General features: G+C 70.8%; 18 protein-coding genes and 1 riboswitch. Of the genes, 6 read left to right on the top strand and 12 right to left on the bottom strand.

Translation table 11 applies throughout. The annotated features are described in order from the left end of the window. Positions 1 to 3: 3 nt before the first annotated feature. Positions 4 to 171: riboswitch (cyclic di-AMP (ydaO/yuaA leader) on the bottom strand. A 194-nt stretch (positions 172 to 365) separates the two neighbouring features. From OHA64_RS19895 to OHA64_RS19930, 8 genes are all read right to left on the bottom strand, one after another. Next, a complete protein-coding gene (locus tag OHA64_RS19895; protein ID WP_405614833.1) occupies positions 366 to 1370 on the bottom strand; it encodes a transglycosylase family protein in 1005 nt (334 codons plus the stop codon). Positions 1371 to 1495: 125 nt separating this feature from the next. Further along, positions 1496 to 2809, bottom strand: coding sequence for a cytochrome P450 (locus tag OHA64_RS19900; RefSeq protein ID WP_405614835.1), 1314 nt, complete (start codon positions 2807 to 2809; stop codon positions 1496 to 1498). Further along, positions 2806 to 3867, bottom strand: a complete 1062-nt coding sequence (locus OHA64_RS19905; RefSeq protein WP_405614837.1) for a nucleoside triphosphate pyrophosphohydrolase — start codon at positions 3865 to 3867, stop codon at positions 2806 to 2808. Before OHA64_RS19905 ends, OHA64_RS19900 begins: the two co-directional genes overlap by 4 nt. Before the next feature lie 251 nt (positions 3868 to 4118). After that, positions 4119 to 4766, bottom strand: a complete 648-nt coding sequence (locus OHA64_RS19910; protein ID WP_405614839.1) for a SurA N-terminal domain-containing protein — start codon at positions 4764 to 4766, stop codon at positions 4119 to 4121. Between the two features lie 208 nt (positions 4767 to 4974). Continuing rightward, positions 4975 to 5802: a glycoside hydrolase domain-containing protein gene (locus OHA64_RS19915; protein ID WP_405614841.1), complete on the bottom strand. Its 828-nt coding sequence runs from the start codon at positions 5800 to 5802 to the stop codon at positions 4975 to 4977. 316 nt (positions 5803 to 6118) lie between these two features. Next, positions 6119 to 7612: a protein kinase domain-containing protein gene (locus OHA64_RS19920; protein WP_405624030.1), complete on the bottom strand. Its 1494-nt coding sequence runs from the start codon at positions 7610 to 7612 to the stop codon at positions 6119 to 6121. Between the two features lie 38 nt (positions 7613 to 7650). Further along, the gene (locus tag OHA64_RS19925) at positions 7651 to 8385 is read right to left on the bottom strand and encodes a hypothetical protein (protein WP_405614843.1); all 735 of its coding nucleotides are present in this window, start codon (positions 8383 to 8385) and stop codon (positions 7651 to 7653) included. A 192-nt stretch (positions 8386 to 8577) separates the two neighbouring features. After that, entirely contained in the window at positions 8578 to 9321 is a 744-nt protein-coding gene (locus OHA64_RS19930; RefSeq protein ID WP_405614845.1) for an N-acetyltransferase, read from the bottom strand. 117 nt (positions 9322 to 9438) lie between these two features. Between OHA64_RS19930 and murJ the strand changes: the two genes are divergently transcribed. Beyond that, entirely contained in the window at positions 9439 to 11175 is a 1737-nt protein-coding gene (gene murJ / locus OHA64_RS19935; RefSeq protein WP_405614847.1) for a murein biosynthesis integral membrane protein MurJ, read from the top strand. Positions 11176 to 11317: 142 nt separating this feature from the next. On the opposite strand, the gene OHA64_RS19940 is transcribed toward murJ, so the two are convergent. Then, positions 11318 to 12328, bottom strand: a complete 1011-nt coding sequence (locus OHA64_RS19940) for an NADP-dependent oxidoreductase (RefSeq protein ID WP_405614850.1) — start codon at positions 12326 to 12328, stop codon at positions 11318 to 11320. 113 nt (positions 12329 to 12441) lie between these two features. Here OHA64_RS19940 and OHA64_RS19945 point away from each other — a divergent pair, with 113 nt between their 5' ends. Further along, the gene (locus OHA64_RS19945) at positions 12442 to 13032 is read left to right on the top strand and encodes a TetR/AcrR family transcriptional regulator (RefSeq protein WP_405614852.1); all 591 of its coding nucleotides are present in this window, start codon (positions 12442 to 12444) and stop codon (positions 13030 to 13032) included. Between the two features lie 33 nt (positions 13033 to 13065). Here the strand turns inward: OHA64_RS19945 and OHA64_RS19950 are convergent, their stop codons facing one another. Next, the gene (locus OHA64_RS19950; protein ID WP_405614854.1) at positions 13066 to 13845 is read right to left on the bottom strand and encodes an HNH endonuclease family protein; all 780 of its coding nucleotides are present in this window, start codon (positions 13843 to 13845) and stop codon (positions 13066 to 13068) included. Positions 13846 to 14003: 158 nt separating this feature from the next. Between OHA64_RS19950 and OHA64_RS19955 the strand changes: the two genes are divergently transcribed. Then, a complete protein-coding gene (locus OHA64_RS19955) occupies positions 14004 to 14186 on the top strand; it encodes an Rv0909 family putative TA system antitoxin (protein ID WP_405614856.1) in 183 nt (60 codons plus the stop codon). 138 nt (positions 14187 to 14324) lie between these two features. On the opposite strand, the gene OHA64_RS19960 is transcribed toward OHA64_RS19955, so the two are convergent. Then, a complete protein-coding gene (locus OHA64_RS19960; protein WP_405614858.1) occupies positions 14325 to 15236 on the bottom strand; it encodes an SCO6745 family protein in 912 nt (303 codons plus the stop codon). A 121-nt stretch (positions 15237 to 15357) separates the two neighbouring features. On the opposite strand from OHA64_RS19960, the gene OHA64_RS19965 reads away from it, so the two are divergent. From OHA64_RS19965 to OHA64_RS19975, 3 genes are read left to right on the top strand one after another with little or no spacing between them, the layout of a single operon-like run. Next, a complete protein-coding gene (locus tag OHA64_RS19965; protein ID WP_405614860.1) occupies positions 15358 to 15942 on the top strand; it encodes a TetR/AcrR family transcriptional regulator in 585 nt (194 codons plus the stop codon). Positions 15943 to 16000: 58 nt separating this feature from the next. Continuing rightward, positions 16001 to 16786 carry an SDR family NAD(P)-dependent oxidoreductase gene (locus tag OHA64_RS19970; protein WP_405614862.1) on the top strand — a complete coding sequence of 262 codons (786 nt, stop codon included), beginning with the start codon at positions 16001 to 16003 and terminating at the stop codon, positions 16784 to 16786. A gap of 37 nt (positions 16787 to 16823) precedes the next feature. Beyond that, the gene (locus OHA64_RS19975; protein WP_405624031.1) at positions 16824 to 17195 is read left to right on the top strand and encodes a MerR family transcriptional regulator; all 372 of its coding nucleotides are present in this window, start codon (positions 16824 to 16826) and stop codon (positions 17193 to 17195) included. Between the two features lie 18 nt (positions 17196 to 17213). On the opposite strand, the gene mfd is transcribed toward OHA64_RS19975, so the two are convergent. Further along, positions 17214 to 20768: a transcription-repair coupling factor gene (mfd, locus tag OHA64_RS19980; RefSeq protein WP_405614865.1), complete on the bottom strand. Its 3555-nt coding sequence runs from the start codon at positions 20766 to 20768 to the stop codon at positions 17214 to 17216. Positions 20769 to 21008 lie beyond the last annotated feature (240 nt).

A 21008-nucleotide genomic window follows, 5' to 3' on the forward strand; every position in this document is an offset into this window, starting at 1 on the left:
GGTTGATCCCCTCACCGACGCCTGCGAGGTGAGCTGTCGGGTTCGGGCCGGTTGAGTTGCCCGGCCGCGTCCCTTCCGGGACGCGGCTTCACCCCAAGCCGGGTCCAGCTCAACTGCTGAGCCCGGCGCTTACCTTGGGTCCCCCGCTCCTGCCTACGGCGCTTGACGCGACGACTGTTCCCGGACGGCCGCTGGCAGGATTCGGCGTTGCGGCAGCCGGGGCTCGTGTTGGCGAGCGGTCCCGACGGTAGACACGCGATCCGCGGAATTTCAAAGACGATCAGGTCTTCTGAGACTCATCCCACACTTTCACCAAACCAGACATTCGATGGCGAAGTATGACGCGAACTCCCGTCGGTTTAGCCCTATTCGGCACCAAGTCCAAGGGTCTGACCGGGGACGATACGACTCGGGTCGGAGCCGATCTCCTGCTTGTTCTCCTCGTAGAGGGCACGCCATCCGCCGGGAAGGTCAAGGGAGTCGGCGATGGACTCGAGGGTGTCCCCGATCCCGACGGTGTACGAGCCGCCGCCGACGGCGTGGCGGCCTGTGGAGGTGCCAGTGTCGGCGTCGACGGCCGCGTCCTCGTCGGCACTGCCGCCGCGGTGCTTGCCGCCCCCGAGCGCCCCGGTGTCGACCAGGCTCGAAGAGCCGCCCACCCGCCAGGAGTTGTCTGATTCGTCCTGCTTTGTCGCACCTGTGGACGTTTCGCCGGATCCCCTTGAGGCGCTGGATCCGGAGTCGGCGGACGCGTCGGACTCGGCCGAGTCGCCCGCCCCGCTCGAGCCGTCCGAAGACGCCCCGGAGGAGGAGCCTGAAGGCGAGCCGGAGGGAGTGTTCGAGGCGGAGGCCGAAGGCGTACCCGACCCCTCATCCGAGGATCCACTTCCGGACGAACCAGTCGATGAGCCCTCAGAGTCCAACAATCCGGACGAGTCCGATTCGCCCGACCCCGTCTCGCTCCCCACACCCGTGTCGACATCGGCCGCCTCGGAGCTCTTGGTGAGTCCGTTGAGCAGCCCGCAGGTGGACCAGTAGCCGACACCCTGGTCGGCGAGGATCTTCTCCGCGACGGCGATCTGCTGGTTGCGGCTGGCCTGGTCGGCGCGCGAGGCGTAGTCGAGGCCGCCGTACCGCTCCCAGTCCTTCTGGGCGATGTGGAGGCCGCCGTAGTACCCGTCGCCTTCGTTCGCGCTCCAGGAGCCCTCGGTCTCGCAGTTGGCGACCTGGTCCCACGTGGTCCCGGTGGCCGCACTGGCGCCGGTGGCACCGAGCAGCGGGATGGCGATGGCGGAGCCGGTCACGCCGGCCGCGACGAGGAGAGCCGGAGCTTGACGGGGGCGACGATGCCGGCCGTTCCCGGAGAGCATGCGGAGAACCTTTCGCGAGACAACGGTGACCGTGCGGCGGATGACACTCGCCGCAGCGTTGATCCGTGAACGTATAGGCAGACGATCACTTGTCACAAGTTAATGCCGCGTAGATCACGTGAAGATCACAAAATTGAGGGCGTGTCACCTTTACGCAGGTGAGGGACTCGACCACGCGGCGTGAACTCGACGGGCAACGTACGCAGTCCGCGCATGATGAGCCCGCCACGCCAGCGCAAATCAGCCGAATCCACGGCGAGTCGCAGGTCCGGGAGGCGGGTGAGGAGCGTACCGAGCGCACTCTGGCCCTCCAGCCGGGCGAGGGGCGCGCCGAGACAGTAGTGGATGCCGTGGCCGTATCCGAGGTGTTGGTTGTCACTTCGTGAGAGGTCGAGCACATCCGGATCCGCGAACCGCTCCGGATCCCGGTCCGCGGCGGCGAGTACGACGAGCACGGGGTCGCCGGCCGCGATGTCCTGCCCGCCGATGCTGACCGGCCGGGTGGCGAACCGCCAGGTGGCGAGCTCGACGGGGCCGTCGTAGCGCAGGAGTTCCTCGACGCCGGTCTCCAGGAGGCCGCGTTCCCCGGCTGCGAGGGACTGTTGGAGGCGGGAGCGCTGCTCGGGGTGGGTGAGCAGGGCGTAGGTGCCGTTGCCGATGAGGTTGACGGTGGTCTCGAAACCGGCGAACAGCAGGATGAAGGCCATCGCGGCGGCCTCGTTCTCGGTGAGGTGCTCGCCGTGGTCGGAGGCTCGGATGAGACCCGAGATGAGGTCCTCGCCGGGGGTGCTCTCGGCGGGGAGTGCCTCTCGCTTGCGGTGGATGAGCTCGGCGAGATAGCCGCGCATCTTCTTCACCGACCGGGCTACACCGCCGCGCGGCCCGCCCCCGTGACGGATCATCATGCCCGCCCAGTCCCGGAAGTCGTCCTGGTCCTCACGGGGGACGCCGAGCAGGTCGCAGATCGCGTAGATGGGCAGGGGGAACGCGAAGTCGTGAATCAGATCGGCACTCCCCTTCTCCGCGAACCCGTCGATCAGATCGTCGGTCAGTTCCTGCACCCGAGGGGCGAACTCGGCGACCCGTCTCGGAGTGAACGCCTTCGACACGAGGCGCCGGAGTCTCGTGTGGTCCGGCGGGTCGATGTTGAGCAGATGGGTCATCAACTCGGCCTTGCGCTCACCGGGGATACCGGTCTTGCCCTTGGCGTGCGCGGGCTCGTCGTGGTGCGCCGGGTTCTTCGAGAGGCGCTGGTCGGCGAGGGCCTGCTTGGCGTCGGCGTAGCGGGTGACCAGCCATGCCTCCACGCCACTCGGGAGTTTCGTCCGGTGGACGGGGGCGTGCTCCCGGAGCCAGGCGTACGCCGGGTAGGGGTCGGTGGCGAACTCCCAGGTGAAGAGTTCCGGGGCGGGGCTCGTGGAGGCGGGCTGGTCGGTCACTCCGTGACGGTATCCGGATCGTGGGGCAGGCCCTGCGTGCCGAGTCCCTCAGCAGCCCGTACCGCGTCCCGGTAGGCCCGGGCGGCCGCGCGCAGTGCTGCCTCCGGGTCCACTCCGGCCGCTTCCGCCCGGACCGCCTGGGTCAGCAGCTCGTAGCCGACGCCCTCGCCGGTCGGGAGCGGTACGTCGAGCTCTGCCGTGCGGACCCGTGACGCCAGCTTCGCCGCCAGGGCGAGGCCCGGCTGGCCCAGGGGTATGCCGTCCGTCACCGACTCGCGGCGCTTCTCGATCGCCTTGGTGCGCAGCCAGTGCTCCTTGACCTCCTCGGGGGTCGTCGCGGTCTCGTCGCCGAAGACATGAGGGTGGCGGTGGATGAGCTTGGCGACGATGCCGCCGGCCACGTCGTCGATGGAGAAGGGGTCGGTGCCGTCCTCGGCGCGGCCCTCCTCGGCGATGCGGGCGTGGAAGACGACCTGGAGGAGGACGTCACCGAGCTCCTCCCGCAGTTCGTCGCGGTCGCCCTCCTCGATCGCCTCGACGAGCTCGTACGCCTCCTCGATGCCGTACTTCGCCAGGCCCTTGTGGGTCTGCTGGGACGACCAGGGGCACTCGGCGCGGATGCGGTCCATGACCTGGACGAGGTCGAGGAGGCGAGCGCCCGGAAGGTCGTAGGAGGCGGGGAGCAACTCCAGCTCGGGCATCGAGACGCGGCCGGAGCCCGCGAGGCGGGCGAGGCCGTCCGTGAGGGTGGACTCGCCCTCACCGGTCGCGACCACGACCACCGTCCTGCCCTCGGCGCAGGCGGCGACCAGCTCCTCGGCGGTAGGCGACGCCTCGTCGACCGTTGTCCCCGCCTCACGCAGATAGGGCAGCTGCGGATGCGCGCCGTCCGCGCACAGCACGCGGTCGGCGGCGTGCAGTGCCTGCCAGGCGGGCCAGGACAGCAGCCCGGGTGCGACACGGTGACTGGTGGTGAGCAGGACGACACGGCCGGGGGCGAGGGTGGCGTCCTGGCTGAGGCCTGGGGTCGAGGCGGCTTCAGGGCTGATTGCGTTCACCATTCGAAGCTAACGCACGCCGCCGGGCAGGCGATCAGGTTGTCCACAGGCGAGGGGTGGCGGTGCGATCGTATGAACATCCACCGTGTGAACGTCCGCGGCGTACCGTTCCGCCTCTCGTCCGCCCTGCGGCCGGGCCCCTCACCGTCCGGGCCCCTCACCGTCCGGGGCCCTCACGTCATGCGGGGCGCCCCCTCGTCACGCGGGCGCACCTCTTGCCTGCCCCGGCACCAGCCCCGTGCTGTCGCCCCTCACGCCGTCTGCGGGATCTCCGGCGCCGTGACCTCTCGTACCCAGGGGGTCTTCGCGTCGACGCGGCTGCTCTTCTCCACGTCCCAGGTGCCGTAGCGCGGGTTGAGGTCGACGCCGAGTTCCTTCGAGGCCTTGGTGAGGACGCTCCAGAAGGCGGGGTCGCGGGTGTCGGTGCCGAGCTTGACGGCGAGCTTCTGGGCCTCCAGCTGAAGGCGGAGGTTGTCGTCGAGGCGCTCCGGGGCGATGCCGTACTGCTGGAGCCAGGCGGTCTCCAGCGCCTCGGCTCCGCCGGTCTGCTGCTCCAGGCCGGCCCGCATCTGCTGGATCTCCATGCGGCTGACGGTCACGCCCTCGTCGTCCGCGGCGCGGTGCAGCACCTGGTCCAGGACCATGTTGTGCAGGGTGTCGCGGGCGAGCGTGCCCGTCTTGGCGATGACCTGCTGGTACTGCGCCTCGTCCGGCACCGCCGCCCGCTGGGCGTCGCGCACCTCGCTCACCCGGTTCTCCAGCTGGGCGACGGTGATCCGCTGGTCGCCGACGACGGCCGCCGCGCCCGGATGCGCGTCGTTTCCGCAGGCGGTGAGGAGGGGGGCCGCGGCGATCGCGGCGGAGAGCAGGAGCGCGGTGCGACGGCGACGGCGGTGCAAGGGAACCTCCCGAGGAGATTGTGCGACGGTGCACAAGGTCTTGCGATGATCGATGTTAGGCAGTGGGCAGGCTCTGGCCAACCCATTGGACCAACGATTCGCCAGGACTTCGGGCACCGCCGCACCTCGCCGCCAGGAAGAGCGGGAGGACCGGGAAGAGCGGGATGCCCGGGATGCCAGGGATGCCCGGGAAGAGCGGGAAGAGCGGTCAGCCGGTGATGGCCACCGGGGCGTCCCACGCGTCGCGGTCCACGGTGATCGTGTAGCCGTTCCGCGTCTCCTTGCTGTTGACCATGTACTGGTGGCCCCGGCTGTGGTTCGTGAACTGGGTGGCGCCGAACGGCCAGTCAGTGGTCGTGGTGTTCTGCTTGTCCCACAGCGCGTACCACATGTTGCCCGGCAGGTCCGTCTTGTCGGTGGCCTTGGCGATCGCCTTCGCGCTGGAGCTGGTGAAGCCGTAGTAGCCGCTGCGGTACGTCTTCGCGCGCAGTGCCTTGTCGAAGGCGCGCACATAGGTGAGGACGGCGTTGTTGCACGACGTGTTCGTGATGTCGTACGGCTCCATGTCGAGGTAGACCGGGCTGCCGGCCTTCATGCCGAGGGCGGAAGACTTCGCCACGGCGTCGGCGGCGTCGCTCGCGCCGAGCGAGGCGGCGGTGGTCGCGGTGAGCTTCTCGGGGCTGGAACCGGTCTGGCAGGGCGGCTGGGCGCCGACGTAGATCGGGATGAGCTTCCAGCCGACCGTGCTGACCGACTTCACCCAGGATGCGGTGAGGTTGGGCTGGGAGCAGCCTCGGTTCTTGCCGCCGATGTAGACGGCGGCGGCGCCGTAGAGGCCGCCGTGCCAGGCCTTCATCGCGGACAGGGAGGGCGCGGCGCAGGTGTCGAAGGCGCGGCCGGTGTAGGTGCGCTGGGCGGGCCAGGTGGTGGCGGCCATGGAGGTCTGCGCGGCGATGCCTGCTCCGGCGACCACGGCGGCACCGGCGACGGTCCAGGTGACGTATCTGCGCTTCTTGGACTGCCGATGGCTGGACATGAGTGACCCCACCCCTGATTGCGCGACGCATCACCGGGACGCGTCGCGTGACGAGCGCGCGCATGGCGCGCGGAACTGGCGTGCACGACCGACGCGCGACCGGGGCGCATACGGCGTACGAAGGTTTACGAAGGCATACGAAAAGGTGCGCGGCGCGCAGAGGGGGCGCGCGCCGCGCGTGAAGTGGATCGCAACCTATCCCGCGCCGTACCTCTGTTCGGGAAACGCCGCCCCCAGTGGTGCACAAGAATCCCTCTGGGGCGAGCAAAATCCGGCCGTCGCAGGCCTCCGGCGTCGTCCCGCCCACGTGTCGACCTCAACCGCGAACCTGCCCGAGCCACTGCAGCGTCCTGCGGATCTCCGCCGCGAGCGGGTGTCCGGTGCCGTGCAGGCGTTCCGTGTCGTGCAGGAGGCGGGCCAGGGTGTCGTGAGCGGCGGCGCGGTCGCCGAGGGCGAGAAGCAGGTGGCCGATGCGGCGGCGCACGTCGTGGGCGAGTTCCGGGTCACCGGCCACGTACTGGTTCTCGTAGTACGGGAGCAGCGCGCGGTACTCGGCGAGCGCCGCCGCCGGTTCGCCGAGCTGCTCCAGGCACTGGGCGGCCTCGTAGCGGAAGCGGAGGGACTGCGGGTCGGACTGGCCTGCCTCGGCGGCGCGTTCGTCCACTAGGCGGCGCAGTTCGGGCAGTGCGCGCCGGTACTGGCCGTCGTCCATGAGCGTGGCCGCGTACTGCTTGCGCAGGGTGCGTACGACCGGAGAGCGCTCGCCGTGCTGCTCGGCGGCGGCGGGCAGGATCGCGCCGAGGATGTCGACGGCCTGGGTGATGCGGCCCTCGCCGAGGAGCCGCTTGACCTCGTCGACGGCGCGCGCGACATCCAGCTTCTCGGCGGCGGGCGCGACCGGTGAGACAGGGGCGGGCTGCGGCGCGGGCGTTCGCGCGCGGTCCGGCCAGGGGGCGTGCGGGCGCAGGAAGGGGCGGGTGGGGTCGAGGGGCGCCCCTGTGGGCATCCCGCGCGCGGGCAGCAGCGAGGCGAGGTCCTCGTACACGTCCTGCGCGGAGGCCGGCCGGTGTTGCGGGTCCTTGGCGAGCAGGCGCAGGACGAGCGCTTCCAGCGGCTCGGGCACCTCGGGGCGGGTCCGGCGCACGGGCAGCGGCGGCTCGTACAGGTGGCGGTGCAGCACGCCGAGCGCCGTCGAGCCCGCGAACGGCACGTCGCCGCTGAGCAGTTCGTGCAGGAGGACGCCGAGTGCGTACAGGTCCGTGTACGGGCCTACCGCGCCGCCCATCGCCTGCTCGGGCGCCATGTAGGCGGGCGAGCCGATGGGTGAACCGGTGTGCGTGAGGCGGGTGGTGTCGGTGTCCATGACGGACGCGACGCCGAGGTCGAGGACGGTGACCGTGCCGTCCTGCTTCACCATCACGTTGCGCGGCTTGAGGTCGCGGTGGACGATCGGCACGGCGTGCACGGCGCTCAGCACGGCGCACAGTTGCGCGGCGACCGCGACCGCCCACTGCCACGGGTACGGGTCGTGCTCGGCGAGGTGGTCGGAGAGGTCCGCGCCGTCGACGTACTGCATGACGAGGAACAGCTCCTCGCCCACGCTGCCCGCGTCGTGCACGGTGACCAGCCCCGGGTGGTCGACCTGCGCGGTCACCCGGCACTCGCGCACGAACCGCCGGCGCAGCTGGTCCGCCTCCTGGCCGGCCACCTTGTCGGGGCGCAGCAGCTTCACCGCCACGCGCCGGTCCAGCCGCTGGTCGTACGCCGCCCAGACCTGGCCCATGCCGCCCTGCCCGATGAGCGTGGACAGTTCATAGCGGCCGGCGACGACACGTCCCGTCGTCACGCTCACCTTCCGCCCTCGTGGTCGCCGTCGTGGTGACCGTTGTGCTGTCCGTCCTGCCGGCGCAGGTAGTCACTGAGCTCGTCGAGCTCGGCGCGCACCTGATCGATGCGGGCGGGCGCGGGGCGCTGCGGCGGTGGGGGAGGTACGGGGGTGCGGTGAGCGGGGCCTTGGGAAGCGGGGCTGTGCGGGGCCGGGGTGTGCGGGGCGGGGCTGTGCGAGACGGCCTCGCTCGGTGCGGGCGGCTGCGGTATCGGTGCCCGGGGCGGCGGGCTGTGCGGGAGGACCGGGTGCTGCGGGGTCGTCGTCGCGGTGTACGGCGACTGGGCCTGGGTCTGGGCCTGGGGGTAGCCGTACGCCGGTGCCGGGGGCCGCTGCGGGGCGTAGCCGGAGAAGCGGAGCTGGTGGAAGTGGCGTACGTCGGCCGCGAGGTAGTACGAGATCGACGCCACGAGGGTGCCAAGGAGGAAGGCCAGGCCCGTCCAGCCGCCCGGGGTGTGGATCTCTTCGCCCGGCTCGGAACCGATCAGGTACAGGCCGAGGGCCTCCGCCACGATCACTCCGGCGCACAGCCACCAGTCGAGCGCCCTGCGGGTCACGATGGCCAGGCGCAGCATCATCGCCCACATCAGGAGACCGCAGCTCAGCACCGAGATCACCACGAAGAGCACGCGCAGGAAGACCAGCAAGCCGGTCGGCGGGGCCTGCCTCGCCGGCTGCGCGTAGCCGTGGCCTTGCATGGCTGCTCCTGATCCCTGAAGTGGGGGGGTACCGGGTCGACCGGCACTGTCCGGTACGGGACAACGCCGGTCGCGTGATTGTCGCTTCGAGCGTATAGGCCGACACCGACAAGCGGTCCTGGGTTGTACCGAACCGTTGTCATGCCGATCACATCGGCCCGGCCGGGAGGTCAGCGGGGCGGGAACAGCGGGTCACAGAGGATGCCGCATCCACACGTTCGGCTCGACGTAGACGGCGTATCCCCGCTCCGGCTCGCACCGCACCGGCACCAGCGCACCGGGCACCTCGATGTCGCCCGCCGTGTCGAAGGGCAGTCCGGTCCAGCGGCGCCACTGCTCCAGCGAGCCGGACACGGTCATGGAGGCCGGTGCCACGGACTCGATGGTGGCGCCGGCCCGGGCGTGGACGCGCAGCCAGGGGTCGTGCGGGAGCCCGTCGGGGCGTACGCGGTGGGCGTACGCCCCGATCGGTGTGCGCGGTTCCAGGTGCTTGGCGTTGGGACGGACCGGGGCGACGACCTCGCCGAAGCCCAGGGCCCGGGCGCTGTCGCGCATCGCCGACAGCATGCGGCCGGACAGGCCGTGGCCCTGGAGCCCGGGAGTGACGGCGATGGAGATCGCGCTGACCGTGTCGGGCCGCACGCCGCGGCGCAGGTCGGCGAAGGCCCACAGGAGCACCTGGTCCCAGCCTCGGGCGGGCAGTTCGCCGCGGTCCTCGACATCGAGCGCGAACGGCACGCTGTGGGCCTGGGCCACGACCTCGCCGCGCTCGTCCTCCGCGAACAGCACGTGGTGCGGGAGTTCCGTGGCGATCCGCCCGAAGTGGGAGTCGCCCACGGCGTCCTGGACCACGAACTCCGGCCAACTGGCGGCCATCCCGACGACCCGCTCGTACATGTCCGGGCGCTCGGCGAGACTCGACGCCTTCAGCTCCATGCGGTCACCGTATGCCGGGTGCGGGACGGGGGAGATCAGATTTCGCCCCCTGTTCCCAACAGCCGTGTTTCTCGAGCCGGTTGGTGTCCGCCGATCGTGGCGACGTAGGTTGGCGGCATGCTGGAGGGGGCGAGGACCACGGGGACCACGGCGGGGAAGACAACCGGGAACGTCACGACGGAGACCGGACCAGAAGCCGGACCGGAAGCCGGACCAGCCCTCGGACCGGAGGCCGGACCGGGGACCGCCTCTGCGTCGGCGGGTCTCGCCCGGTCCTCATTGCTCATGGCGGCGGGCACCGTCGTGTCGCGGGCGACGGGACTGATCCGTACGGTGCTCCAGGCCGCAGCGCTCGGCACGGGCCTGCTGGCGACCACGTACAACACCGCGAACACCGTGCCGACCAGCCTCTACACGCTGCTCATCGGCGGAGCGCTGAACGCGGTCCTCGTACCGCAGCTGGTGCGGGCCCGCGCCACGCACCCGGACGGCGGACGGGCCTACGAACAGCGCCTGGTGACGCTCGTCCTGACCGTGCTCGGTGTCGGGACCGCACTGGCGGTGTGGGGGGCGCCGCAGATCGTCAGCGTGTACGTCCGGGACACACCCGACACCCACCAGTCGTTCGAACTGACGGTGGTCTTCGCGCGGTTCCTGCTGCCGCAGATCTTCTTCTACGGCGTGTTCGCCATCCTCGGCCAAGTCCTCAACGCCCGGGAGAAGTTCGGGGCGATGATGTGGACACCGGTCCTCAACAACGCCGTGCTGATCGGCATGTTCGCCGCCTATCTGGGGCTGATGACCGTGCCGGACGGGGTGGGGGACGTCACCGCGGGGCAGGTCCGGCTGCTCGGCATCGGGACCACCGCCGGCATCGCCGTGCAGGCCCTGGCGCTGGTTCCGTTCGCCCGGGCCGCCGGGTTCCGGTTCCGGCCGCGGTTCGACTGGCGTGGTACCGGCCTCGGCTCGGGCATCCACGCGGCCAAGTGGACGCTGTTGTTCGTGCTGGCCAACCAGGTGTCCCTGACGGTCGTCACCAACTTCGCCAACAGCGCCGACCGGGAGCTGCCGGAGTCGGGCGTCGGCTACACCGCCTACACCTACGCGCAGACCATCTGGATGCTTCCCCAGTCCATCGTCACCGTCTCTCTGGTGACCGCGCTGCTGCCGCGGATGAGCCGGGCCGTGGCCGAGGGCCGGATCGGGGATCTGCGGGCGGATCTCTCACGGGCCCTGCGCCTCAGCGGGGTCGTCATCGTGCCCGCCGGTTTCCTCTTCGTCGTGCTCGGGCCGCAGCTCGCCGCGCTGCTGTTCGCGCACGGAGCCGCCGACGCCGCCACCGCCGAGCCGCTCGGACAGATGTTGCAGGCGTTCGGGCTCGGTCTGATTCCGTTCTCCGCGCAGTATCTGTTGCTGCGGGGTTTCTACGCCTTCGAGGACACGCGCACTCCGTTCTTCATGGCCTGCTGGATCGCCGCGGTGAACATCGCTCTGGCCACGGTGTGCCAGGTGGTGTTGCCCGTGCGGTGGGCGGTGACCGGCATGGCCGGCGCCTACACGGTGTCCTATCTGGCCGGACTCGCCCTGACGGCACGGCTGTTGCGCCGGAAGGTCGGTGGCCGTCTCGATGACGGGGCCCTGCGTCGCACCTACGCGAAACTCCTGTGCGCCGCCGGTCTCTCCGCCGCGCTGGGCTGGGTCGCCTCGCGCGTCTGTGCCGCCTTCACCGATTCGGGCACCTGGTCCACCGCGCTCGCCCTCGTGGCGGGGACGGTCACCATGGCGCTGTGCTACCTCGGTCTCGCCCGTCTGCTGCGGGTCGGTGAGGTGCGGGGGCTGCCGGGCTTCCGGTGAGTTCGCCGATCGACCGCTGCGGTCCGCAGGTGATACGCCCTGAGCTCCCCGCATCGGCGGCTCGATGGCCTTCAGTGGCCCGAGGAAGAGCGCCGGAGCGTTGGTGAAACGGATTGCTGCTAGCCGACGAAACGGCTTGTCCCTAGGCCACCGTGAGCACGATCTTGCCCTGGATGTGCCCGCGGGCGGCGCGCTCGTGCGCCGCCCGGGCATCCGCCAGCTTGAACGTGCTGTCGATCGCGACGCGGACCGTGCCCGCGTCGAGCAGGCGTCCCAGTTCGGCTAGTTGCGCGCCGTTCGAGCGGACCTGGGCGCTCGAGACCGTGACGCCCAGCTTCGCGGTCTCCTCTTCGTCGAAGTCCCCGGGGAGCACGGGGAACTGGGCGCCGCCGCGCTTGAGCGTGCGCAGGAACCTCTTGCTGTCGGGGCCGCCGACGGTGTCGAGAACGAGGTCGACGTCGTGCACGAGTCCCTCGGGACGACTCGTGGTGTAGTCGATGAACTCGTCGGCGCCGAGCTCGCTCAGGAACGTTTCCTGCGCGCCCGATGCCACCGCGATGACACGCGCGCCCTTCCACTTCGCCAGCTGCAGCGCGAAGTGCCCCACGCCGCCGGCCGCGCCGTTGACGAGCACCGTCGTGTCGGCGTCGAGTGCCGTCGGACGATGCCGTGCCTGCTGGAAGGGCGAGGGGTGATCGTGTCCGACCTCGATCAGGAACTGCCACGCCGTCAGCCCGGCCATGGGCGCCGCGGCGGCGTGCACGTGGTCGATGCCGGCCGGCTTGCGTGCGAGATCGGACGCGGGCGCGGCCACGTACTCGGCGTATGCGCTGCCGTGGAAGCTGGGAAAACGCAGAAGCCCGAAGACTTCGTCACCTACGGCGAGGCCGTCCACGTCCGGGGCGACGACCTCGACGACGCCCGACACGTCCGTCCCCGGAATGACCGGCAGGCTGACGGTCGATTCCGTCTCCCCGGGCATCCTGGTCAGCCCGCCGCGGAGGTACCAGTCCGGGGGATTGACGCCGACCGCGCGCACGCGGACAAGCACCTCACCCGGCCCCGGCTCGGGAACCGGCACCTCCTCGTAGCGCAGAACTTCAGGGCCGCCGTGCTCATGGAGACGGACCGCCCTCATCGTGTGTGTCGGCATCGTTTCTCCTGCCCGCACTGCGGGATAGGGTTATTCGGATCAGCGCTCCACATAAACGGACCACTGATCCGAATATATGGACCACTGATCCGGATAGTCAAGAGGAGGGACGGATGCGGGCCGACGCCAGGAAGAACCGCGACCACGTGCTCGCAGTAGCGGGCACCGCCATCACCGAGCAGGGCGTCGACGTGTCACTGCGCGACATCGCACGCAGGGCCGACGTCGGGCTCGCGACACTGCTGCGTCACTTTCCGACGCGCGAGGCGCTGCTCGAGGCCCTGCTCCACACGAGCTTCGACGAGCTGACGGCGAGGGCGGGCGAGCTGGAGACGTCGAGCTCGCCGGACGACGCTCTCGTCTCGTGGCTACGCGACTGTGTCGCGTGGACAACCGAGTATCGGGGCGTGACCGTGCTGATGGCAGCCGCCATCGAGGACACCGACTCCGCACTCCACGCCTCGTGCGTCACCCTGCGCGCGGCCGGTGCGCAGCTGCTCGCCCTCGCCCAGGCCGCGGGCACAGCGCGGACCGACATTGACGGCAACGATCTGTTCGCGCTGATAGCGGCGCTCGCATGGATCGGCGATCAACCCTCGCTCGCCCCACGCGCCGATCACCTCTTCGATGTCGTCGCGAGCGCGATCCTGACGAATCCGGCGAGCACCGACACCGGGGGAACGCCACCCCGGGCCCGTAGTTGAATCATCGCCACCGCGGACCGGCGGAGACCGCTCCTACCCGCCACACTGCTTCAACATCATCTGCTTGTCCGCCGCCGTCACCGGCAGCTCGTACTTCAGCGAGACCTGCGCGAACCGCACACTGTACGAGCAGCGGATGCTCTTGTTCGGCGGCAGCCACGTCGCCGGACCGGAGTCGCTCTTCGCGCCGTTCGTCGGTCCGTCCACCGGGATCAGGTTGAGCGGATCGTTGGCTATGTCCTCCCGCTTTTCCTTCGTCCAGCGCGAGGCGCCCATCTGCCAGTCGTACGACAGCGGCATGACGTGGTCTATCTGGACCTTCGTCGCACGGGACTTGGTCCACTCGATCGCCTTCCCGGTATAGGGGTCCCGCAGCGTCATGGAGGCGACCACGCAGTCGGAGCCGGAGCGGAAGCGCAGACTCCGGCCGTCGCGCTTGAGGAGGTCATTACGGGTGTCGCAGCCGTTCCTCGCGAGCGGGACCCCGTCGGCCGTGTCCATCCAGGCGTAGCCGAACTCGTCCCGGTCGTAGCCCGTCTTGGGGCCGCGGCCCTTTGTCCGCAGGCTCTCGATGAGCTTGCGGGCGGCGGCCTCGTCGGTTTCGCTCGTGATGGGTGCGAGGCCCGGCTTCGTGCCGTCCGGGTTCTTCAGCGGGCTGACGGATCGCCCGTCCGGCGCGGGTGCCGGCGCGCCGCTCTCCGGCATGGAGCCGCTCGTGTCGAGGCCTTCACATCCGGCGACCAGTGTCACGGCCGCGCACGCAGCCAGTCCGGTCATGACGGCGGAACGCGCCCCGCCCCTCAGACGCAGCATGATGCGCCCCTCCCCTGCCTCCCGGTTCCGCCTCCGCACGGGCGGTTCTCGCTGCTCACGGTAGCGGCCAAGAGGTCCAGACCACACCGGGCCTAAATGGGCATACCTCGCTTTCCGGGCGTATCGTCGACTGCGAGTCACCTCGGAAGGAGCTCTGGATGGGCATCTTCGACAGATTCAAGCACCAGGCCAAGGGCAGCAAGGCCAAGGACATGTCCGACGCCGCGGAACGCAAGGCCAACGAGAAGACCGGCCACAAGCACGAGAGCCAGGTCGACGACGCGCAGCAGCGCATCGAACGCCAGGCAGGCATGGATCGCGACCGGCCCGAGCAGCCGTAGGACCGGAGACTCACGGGGGGCCGTGCGGCCTGTTCGCGCCGGACACGGCGGCTGACCGGTCCACTGAGACCACCTTGGACATGAGGCCGTCCGCGGAGACCCACCTCCCGCGGGCGGCTTCGCTGTTCATCCCTGCGTTCATACCTTCCCGATTCCCAGAGTCGTCTCCGAAGGCAGCAGCCCTGAGGACAGGACGGCGACCCAGAACTCACCCAGCAGGTCCGCGAGTCGGGCCGCGCCGTCCGAACCGAGGGCCTGCCAGGGGGCGGCGGCGAGCCGGTCGGTGTCCTGCTCGACGCTGTGGCGCAGTGCGCGGCCCGCGTCCGTGGCCGAGCCGTCCGTGTCGACCAGGCCGCGCGCGTACAGACGCTCGCGGGCGGCCGCCCATTCCGCAGCGCTCCAGCCCCGACTCTCGAAGCGCTCGGTACTGGCGGCACCTATGGCGGCGAAGGACACCAGCGACTCCACCGGGTCCAGGCCGGCCACCAGCAGGGCGGCTATATGGCCGTCGCCACGGTGTTCCCGCAGGATCGTGGCCGCGTGCCACAGCTGGAGATGCGGGGACTCGGGCCATTCCAACTCGGCATTGGCCGCAGCGAGCGGGCGGCCCGCGGTGTTCGCCGACTCGGCCGCACGTCGGGCCAGGGCGGCGGCCTCGGCCAGTTCGGGGCTGTCCGCGCGGTCGCCGAACAGGGCGCGGTAGGCCCGGTCGATGCCGCGTGTTCTCGCCGCCAGCACCACCTCCGGGCTCGCGATGCCCCACGCGGGAGCCATGTACTCGGTGACCATGCGCGGGCTGAAGCTGTAGAAGGCGGACGTCACACGCTCACCGCCCACCGCCCCCAACGGGGCCGCGCGGTACGGGAAGTAGGTCGGCCAGCGCTCCTGGACCTCGTACCCCAGAGCCGCCGCCTCTTCGAAGACCTCCGGCGCGTAGTACAGCACCGCATGCAGAGGCTCGAGCAGGTGCCAGAGTTGACGCACCCGGGACAGTTCCACGCCGCCGCCCAGGGTCGCCGCCCCCGCGACTTCACCGCCGTACTCCGACATGACGCGCCTCCTCGCTGTGTTCTCCGCACGCACGCTTCCCGCCCGCACAACTTGACACTGACAAGATTGCCCGAGCCGCCTCCAACTTGTCAATGACTAGATTGGGCGTACGCTGCTTGCCATGGCCCCCACGGAAGCGAAGCCCGGCAGTCGCCCGTACCACCACGGCGACCTGCGCCGCGCCATCCTCGCCGCCGCGCTCGACGTCATCGCAGCCGACGGCCCCACCGCGCTCAGCCTGCGCGATCTCGCCCGGCGCGCCGGTGTCTCGCACGCGGCGCCCGCCCATCACTTCAAGGACCGCACCGGGCTGCTCACGGCGATTGCGGCCGAGGGCTTCGGGCTGCTCGCGGCCACGCTGGCGGACGCGGCCGACCTGAAGGACGCGGGCGTGCGCTACGTACGCTTCGCCCGCGAGCACCCGGCGCACTTCCCGGTGATGTTCGCACCCGAGCTGCTGCGCGCCGAGGACCTCGAACTCACCGCGGCCCGCGCCCTGGCCGCCGACGCCCTGCGTCAGGCGGTCTCCGCCGTACGACCCGAGGACTACGGCGTCGACACCCGCCTCGCCGGGGTCGCCGCCTGGTCCCTGGCCCACGGATTCGCCACGCTGCTCCTCAGCCACAACCTGGACGGCCCGGTGGGCGACAAAGACCCGGAGGAGGTCTTCCGGACCCTGGCGGCCACGCTGTTCCGCGCCCTCTGACGCCCCTGGGCGGCCGCACTTGACCTTGACACCGGCGTCAGGGTTCGACCATCACCCCATGGACACCAACGCGCCGCCGAGCAAAACCACCGGCACCACCGACCCGCCTCGCATCGTCCTCGTCACCGGCGCCGGCACCGGAATCGGCCGGGCCACCGCCCGCGCCTTCGCCGCGCAGGGCGCGCACGTCGTCGCCGTGGGCCGGCGCGAGGCGCCCCTCGCGGAGACCGCCGCGTACGACGAAACCCGCATCACTCCGCTCGCCGTGGACATCACGACCGAGGACGGCCCCGAGACGATCGTCCGTGCGGCACGGGAGCGGTACGGCCGTCTCGACGTCCTGGTCAACAACGCCGCGATCGTCAACGCCCAGTCCCTGCGCACCTACACGCTCGGGTCGGCGCACGCCCAGCTCGCGACGAACCTGCTCGCCCCCGTGCTGCTCACCCAGGCCGCGCTCCCGGCACTGGAGGAGAGCCGCGGTGTCATCGTCAACGTGACGACGGCCGTCGGACAGCGCGGCTGGCCCGGCAACTCCCTGTACGCGGCGGGGAAGGCGGCCCTGGAAGTACTCACCCGCAGCTGGGCGGTGGAACTGGCCCCGCACGGCATCCGCGTCGCCGCCGTGGCCCCCGGCGCCATCGAGACCCCGATCGCGGACCACTCCGGTTACACCCCCGAGCAGCGTGCCGCGATCCGTAAGTGGCAGCTCGACCACACCCCGCTCGGCCGGGTGGGCCGTCCCGAGGACGTCGCCTGGGCGATCATCCAACTCGCCTCACCCCAGGCCTCGTTCATCACCGGAGTGGTCCTCCCGGTGGACGGCGGAGCCGTCGTCACATGAGACTGGCCTCATGTCGCAGCCCCGTCCACAGCCCCGTATGCGGATCGGCGAGCTCGCCGAGGAGACCGGCACGACACCGCGGGCCCTGCGCCACTACGAGCAGGCGGGGCTCATCACCTCCGAGCGTGCCGCAAACGGCTATCGGCTCTACGAGCCCGCCACGACCGTCCGCGTCCGCAACATCCGCCGCCTCCTGGATGTCGGCCTCACCCTCGACGACGTACGGGTGTTCCTGTCCTGCCTGGACCGTGACGTCACCGCCGGGCCGCCCTCCGACAAGGGCCTGCGGGTCGCCGCCGAGCGCCTCGCCGTGATGGAGGAGCGCATCGCCGCCCAGGCCGCCGTACGCGACAGGCTGGCGGCGGCACTGCGCCAGGCCACCGGCGCGCGGGTACGCCCGGTGGCCTGATCGCCTTGCCAGGAAGGCCTACGACCCCAGGATCGACGTCAGGAACTCCCCCACCCACCCGAGCAGTTCCCGCCCGACCAGCGGCTTGCCGCCGACCTTCGCGGTCTTCGGGCGGGGGACGAGCACCTGGTGCGCTGTCGCCTTGATGACGGTGCCGGGGTACAGCCGCTTGAGCCTCAGTTCCTGGGACTCGCGCAACTCGACCGGAGCGAAGCGGATGTTGGTGCCCTGGAGGACGATCTCGCCGACGCCGCACGCGCGGGCGAGCATCCGCAGGCCCGCCACCAGAAGCAGGTTCTCCACCGGTTCGGGCAGCTTGCCGTAGCGGTCGACGAGTTCCTCGCGGACGGCCTTGACGTCCTCCTCGGAGTTGACCGAGGCGATCGACCGGTACGCCTGGAGGCGCAACCGCTCGCCGGGGGCGTAGTCGTGCGGGACGTGCGCGTCGACCGGGAGCTCGATCTTGACCTCCAGCGGCGGCTCCTCCTCCACACCGCCCTCCAGGGAGGCGCGGTAGTCCGCGACCGCCTCGCCGACCATGCGGACGTACAGGTCGAAACCGACGCCCGCGATGTGGCCGGACTGTTCGCCGCCCAGCAGATTGCCCGCGCCTCGGATCTCCAGGTCCTTCATCGCCACGTACATGCCCGCGCCCATCTCCGTGTGCTGGGCGATGGTCGCCAGGCGCTCGTGGGCGGTCTCCGTCAGCGGCTTCTCCGGCGGGTAGAGGAAGTACGCGTACCCCCGCTCGCGGCCTCGGCCGACGCGGCCGCGCAGCTGGTGCAGCTGTGAGAGGCCGAAGTTGTCGCCGCGCTCCACGATCAGGGTGTTCGCGTTGGAGATGTCGATCCCGGACTCGACGATCGTGGTCGACACCAGCACGTCGAACTTCTTCTCCCAGAAATCGACCACGACCTGTTCCAGGGCCGTTTCCGACATCTGGCCGTGGGCGGTCGCGATGCGGGCCTCGGGGACGATCTCGCGCAGGCGGGCGGCCGCGCGGTCGATCGACTCCACCCGGTTGTGGATGTAGAAGACCTGGCCCTCGCGCAGCAGCTCGCGGCGGATGGCCGCGCCGATCTGCCGCTCCTCGTACGGTCCGACGAAGGTCAGCACCGGGTGCCGCTCCTCCGGCGGGGTGGTGATGGTGGACATCTCGCGGATGCCGGTGACCGCCATCTCCAGGGTCCTCGGGATCGGGGTCGCGGACATGGTGAGCACGTCCACGTTCGCGCGGAGCTTCTTCAGCTGCTCCTTGTGCTCGACGCCGAAGCGCTGCTCCTCGTCGACGATGACGAGGCCCAGGTCCTTGAACTTGGTCTCCGACGAGAACAGTCGGTGGGTGCCGATGACGATGTCCACCGAGCTGTCCCGGAGCCCCTCGAGGACGGCCTTCGCCTCCGCGTCGGTCTGGAAGCGGGAGAGGGCGCGCACCTTCACGGGGAACTGCGAGTAGCGCTCGGAGAACGTCCCGAAGTGCTGCTGCACCAGCAGGGTCGTCGGGACCAGCACGGCGACCTGCTTGCCGTCCTGGACGGCCTTGAAGGCGGCCCGGACCGCGATCTCCGTCTTGCCGTAGCCGACGTCGCCGCAGATCAGGCGGTCCATCGGGACCGTCTTCTCCATGTCCTCCTTGACCTCGGCGATGGTGGTGAGCTGGTCGGGGGTCTCCGCGTACGGGAAGGCGTCCTCCAGCTCGCGCTGCCAGGGGGTGTCCGCGGCGAAGGCGTGCCCGGGGGCGGCCATCCGCGCGCTGTACAGCCTGATCAGGTCGGCCGCGATCTCCTTGACGGCCTTCTTCGCGCGGGCCTTGGTCTTCGTCCAGTCGGCGCCGCCCAGCCGGTGCAGGGTGGGGGCCTCGCCGCCGACGTACTTGGTGATCTGTTCCAGCTGGTCGGTCGGGATGTAGAGGCGGTCGCCGGGCTGACCGCGCTTGGCGGGGGCGTACTCCACGACCAGGTATTCGCGGGTCGCGCCCTGCACGGTCCGCTGCACCATCTCGATGTAGCGGCCCACGCCGTGGTTCTCGTGGACGATGTAGTCGCCCGCCTCCAGGGTGAGCGGGTCGATGGTCTTGCGGCGGCGGGCGGGCATCCGGGCGCCGTCCTTGCCGGCCGCCTTCTGGCCGGACAGGTCGGTCTCGGTCAGGACGGCCAGCTTCAGCGCCGGGTCCACGAAGCCGTAGTCGATCGAGCCGCACGCCACGTGCACGACGGACGGCGCGATCTGACCGAGTTCCGCGTCCAGGCGGGCCGCGATGCCCTCGCCGCCGAGCACCTCGACGGTGCGGGCCGCCGGGCCGTGCGCCTCGGTCACGTAGACCGCGCGCCAGCCGTCGGCCAGCCAACCCTTGGTGTCGGCGAGCGCCTTGGCGGTGTCGCCGCGGTAGCTCTCCGGGGCGTGCATGCCCAGCTTCAGGGTGTCCGCGTCCCCCGCCGCGTCAGCGGAGGATGTGAACGTCTCGTCCGCCGCGAACGGCGACACCGACCACCACATCATGTCCAGCTCGCGCGCCCGCTCCCGGACGTCCGCGATGGACCACAGGGAGGCCGCGCCGACATCGATCGGGGCCTCGCCGCCGCCCGCGGTCGCCGCCCAGGACGCCTGCAGGAACTCCTGGCTCGTGGCCACAAGGTCCGAGGCACGCGTGCGGACGCGTTCCGGATCGCACACGACGGCCATGGAGCCCTTGGGCAGGACGTCCAGGAGGAGCTCCATGTCGTCCACCAGGACGGGCGCCAGGGACTCCATGCCCTCGACCGCGATCCCCTCGGCGATCCTGCCGAGCAGTTCGCCGAGCTCCGGGTGCTGTTCGGCGAGGTCACGCGCGCGCGTGCGGACATCCTCGGTCAGCAGGAGTTCGCGGCAGGGCGGGGCCCACAGACCGTGTTCGGCGACCTCCAGGGAGCGCTGGTCGGCGACCTTGAAGTAGCGGATCTCCTCCACCTCGTCGCCCCAGAACTCGATCCGCAGGGGGTGTTCCTCGGTGGGCGGGAACACATCGAGGATGCCACCGCGGACGGCGAACTCGCCGCGCTTCTCGACGAGCTCCACTCGCGCGTACGCGGCGGCGGCGAGGGCGTCGACGACCTGGCCGAGGTCAGCGGTCCGACCGGTCCTCAGAGCGACCGGTTCCAGGTCACCGAGGCCCTTGACCTGCGGCTGGAGCACGGAGCGTACGGGCGCCACGACGACGGAGACGGGGCCGGTCTCGGGGTCGTCGGGGCGCGGGTGGGCGAGGCGGCGCAGGACGGCGAGGCGACGGCCCACGGTGTCGCTGCGGGGGCTGAGCCGCTCGTGCGGGAGGGTCTCCCAGGACGGGTAGTCCACGACGCCCTCCGGGGGGAGCAGCGAGCGCAGGGCCGCGGCCAGGTCCTCCGCCTCACGGCCCGTCGCCGTCACCGCGAGGACCGGGCGGCCGGACTCGCGGGCCAGGGCGGCGATCGCGAAGGGGCGGGCCGCGGGAGGGCCGACCAGGTCGACGTGCATGCGGTTGCCGTCTGCGGCCGCGGTGATCGCTTCCGCGAGGGCGGTGTCCTTGACGACGGCGTCGAGCAGACCGTGCAGGCTCATTCGGGGGCGGCTTTCGTCCGGGGGTGGGCAACGCGAATCGCCCGACGCGGGTTAGGGGCCGGGGGGTCTCCAGCCTACGACGACGCCGTCACGGGCGTCGGGGCCTGTGGACAACCTCAGCCGGGCGGACAACCTCCGCCAGGTGGACGACCTCAGCCGGACGGACAGCCTCCGCCAGGTGGACGACCTCCGCCGGGCCGGGGCTCCCGCCCCCGCCCCCACACTCCGCTCGCCCCGTCT

The organism is Streptomyces sp. NBC_00076, from assembly GCF_045041235.1.
Taxonomy (GTDB): domain Bacteria; phylum Actinomycetota; class Actinomycetes; order Streptomycetales; family Streptomycetaceae; genus Streptomyces.

Excerpts from the sequence above, each read along its gene's own strand:
- OHA64_RS19895 (WP_405614833.1), bottom strand. The coding sequence starts at position 1,370 with ATGCTCTCCGGGAACGGCCGGCATCGTCGCCCCCGTCAAGCTCCGGCT.
- OHA64_RS19915 (WP_405614841.1), bottom strand. The coding sequence starts at position 5,802 with ATGTCCAGCCATCGGCAGTCCAAGAAGCGCAGATACGTCACCTGGACC.
- OHA64_RS19925 (WP_405614843.1), bottom strand. The coding sequence starts at position 8,385 with ATGCAAGGCCACGGCTACGCGCAGCCGGCGAGGCAGGCCCCGCCGACC.
- OHA64_RS19930 (WP_405614845.1), bottom strand. The coding sequence starts at position 9,321 with ATGGAGCTGAAGGCGTCGAGTCTCGCCGAGCGCCCGGACATGTACGAG.
- murJ (WP_405614847.1), top strand. The coding sequence starts at position 9,439 with ATGCTGGAGGGGGCGAGGACCACGGGGACCACGGCGGGGAAGACAACC.
- OHA64_RS19940 (WP_405614850.1), bottom strand. The coding sequence starts at position 12,328 with ATGCCGACACACACGATGAGGGCGGTCCGTCTCCATGAGCACGGCGGC.
- OHA64_RS19945 (WP_405614852.1), top strand. The coding sequence starts at position 12,442 with ATGCGGGCCGACGCCAGGAAGAACCGCGACCACGTGCTCGCAGTAGCG.
- OHA64_RS19950 (WP_405614854.1), bottom strand. The coding sequence starts at position 13,845 with ATGCTGCGTCTGAGGGGCGGGGCGCGTTCCGCCGTCATGACCGGACTG.
- OHA64_RS19955 (WP_405614856.1), top strand. The coding sequence starts at position 14,004 with ATGGGCATCTTCGACAGATTCAAGCACCAGGCCAAGGGCAGCAAGGCC.
- OHA64_RS19960 (WP_405614858.1), bottom strand. The coding sequence starts at position 15,236 with ATGTCGGAGTACGGCGGTGAAGTCGCGGGGGCGGCGACCCTGGGCGGC.
- OHA64_RS19965 (WP_405614860.1), top strand. The coding sequence starts at position 15,358 with ATGGCCCCCACGGAAGCGAAGCCCGGCAGTCGCCCGTACCACCACGGC.
- OHA64_RS19970 (WP_405614862.1), top strand. The coding sequence starts at position 16,001 with ATGGACACCAACGCGCCGCCGAGCAAAACCACCGGCACCACCGACCCG.
- OHA64_RS19975 (WP_405624031.1), top strand. The coding sequence starts at position 16,824 with ATGCGGATCGGCGAGCTCGCCGAGGAGACCGGCACGACACCGCGGGCC.
- mfd (WP_405614865.1), bottom strand. The coding sequence starts at position 20,768 with ATGAGCCTGCACGGTCTGCTCGACGCCGTCGTCAAGGACACCGCCCTC.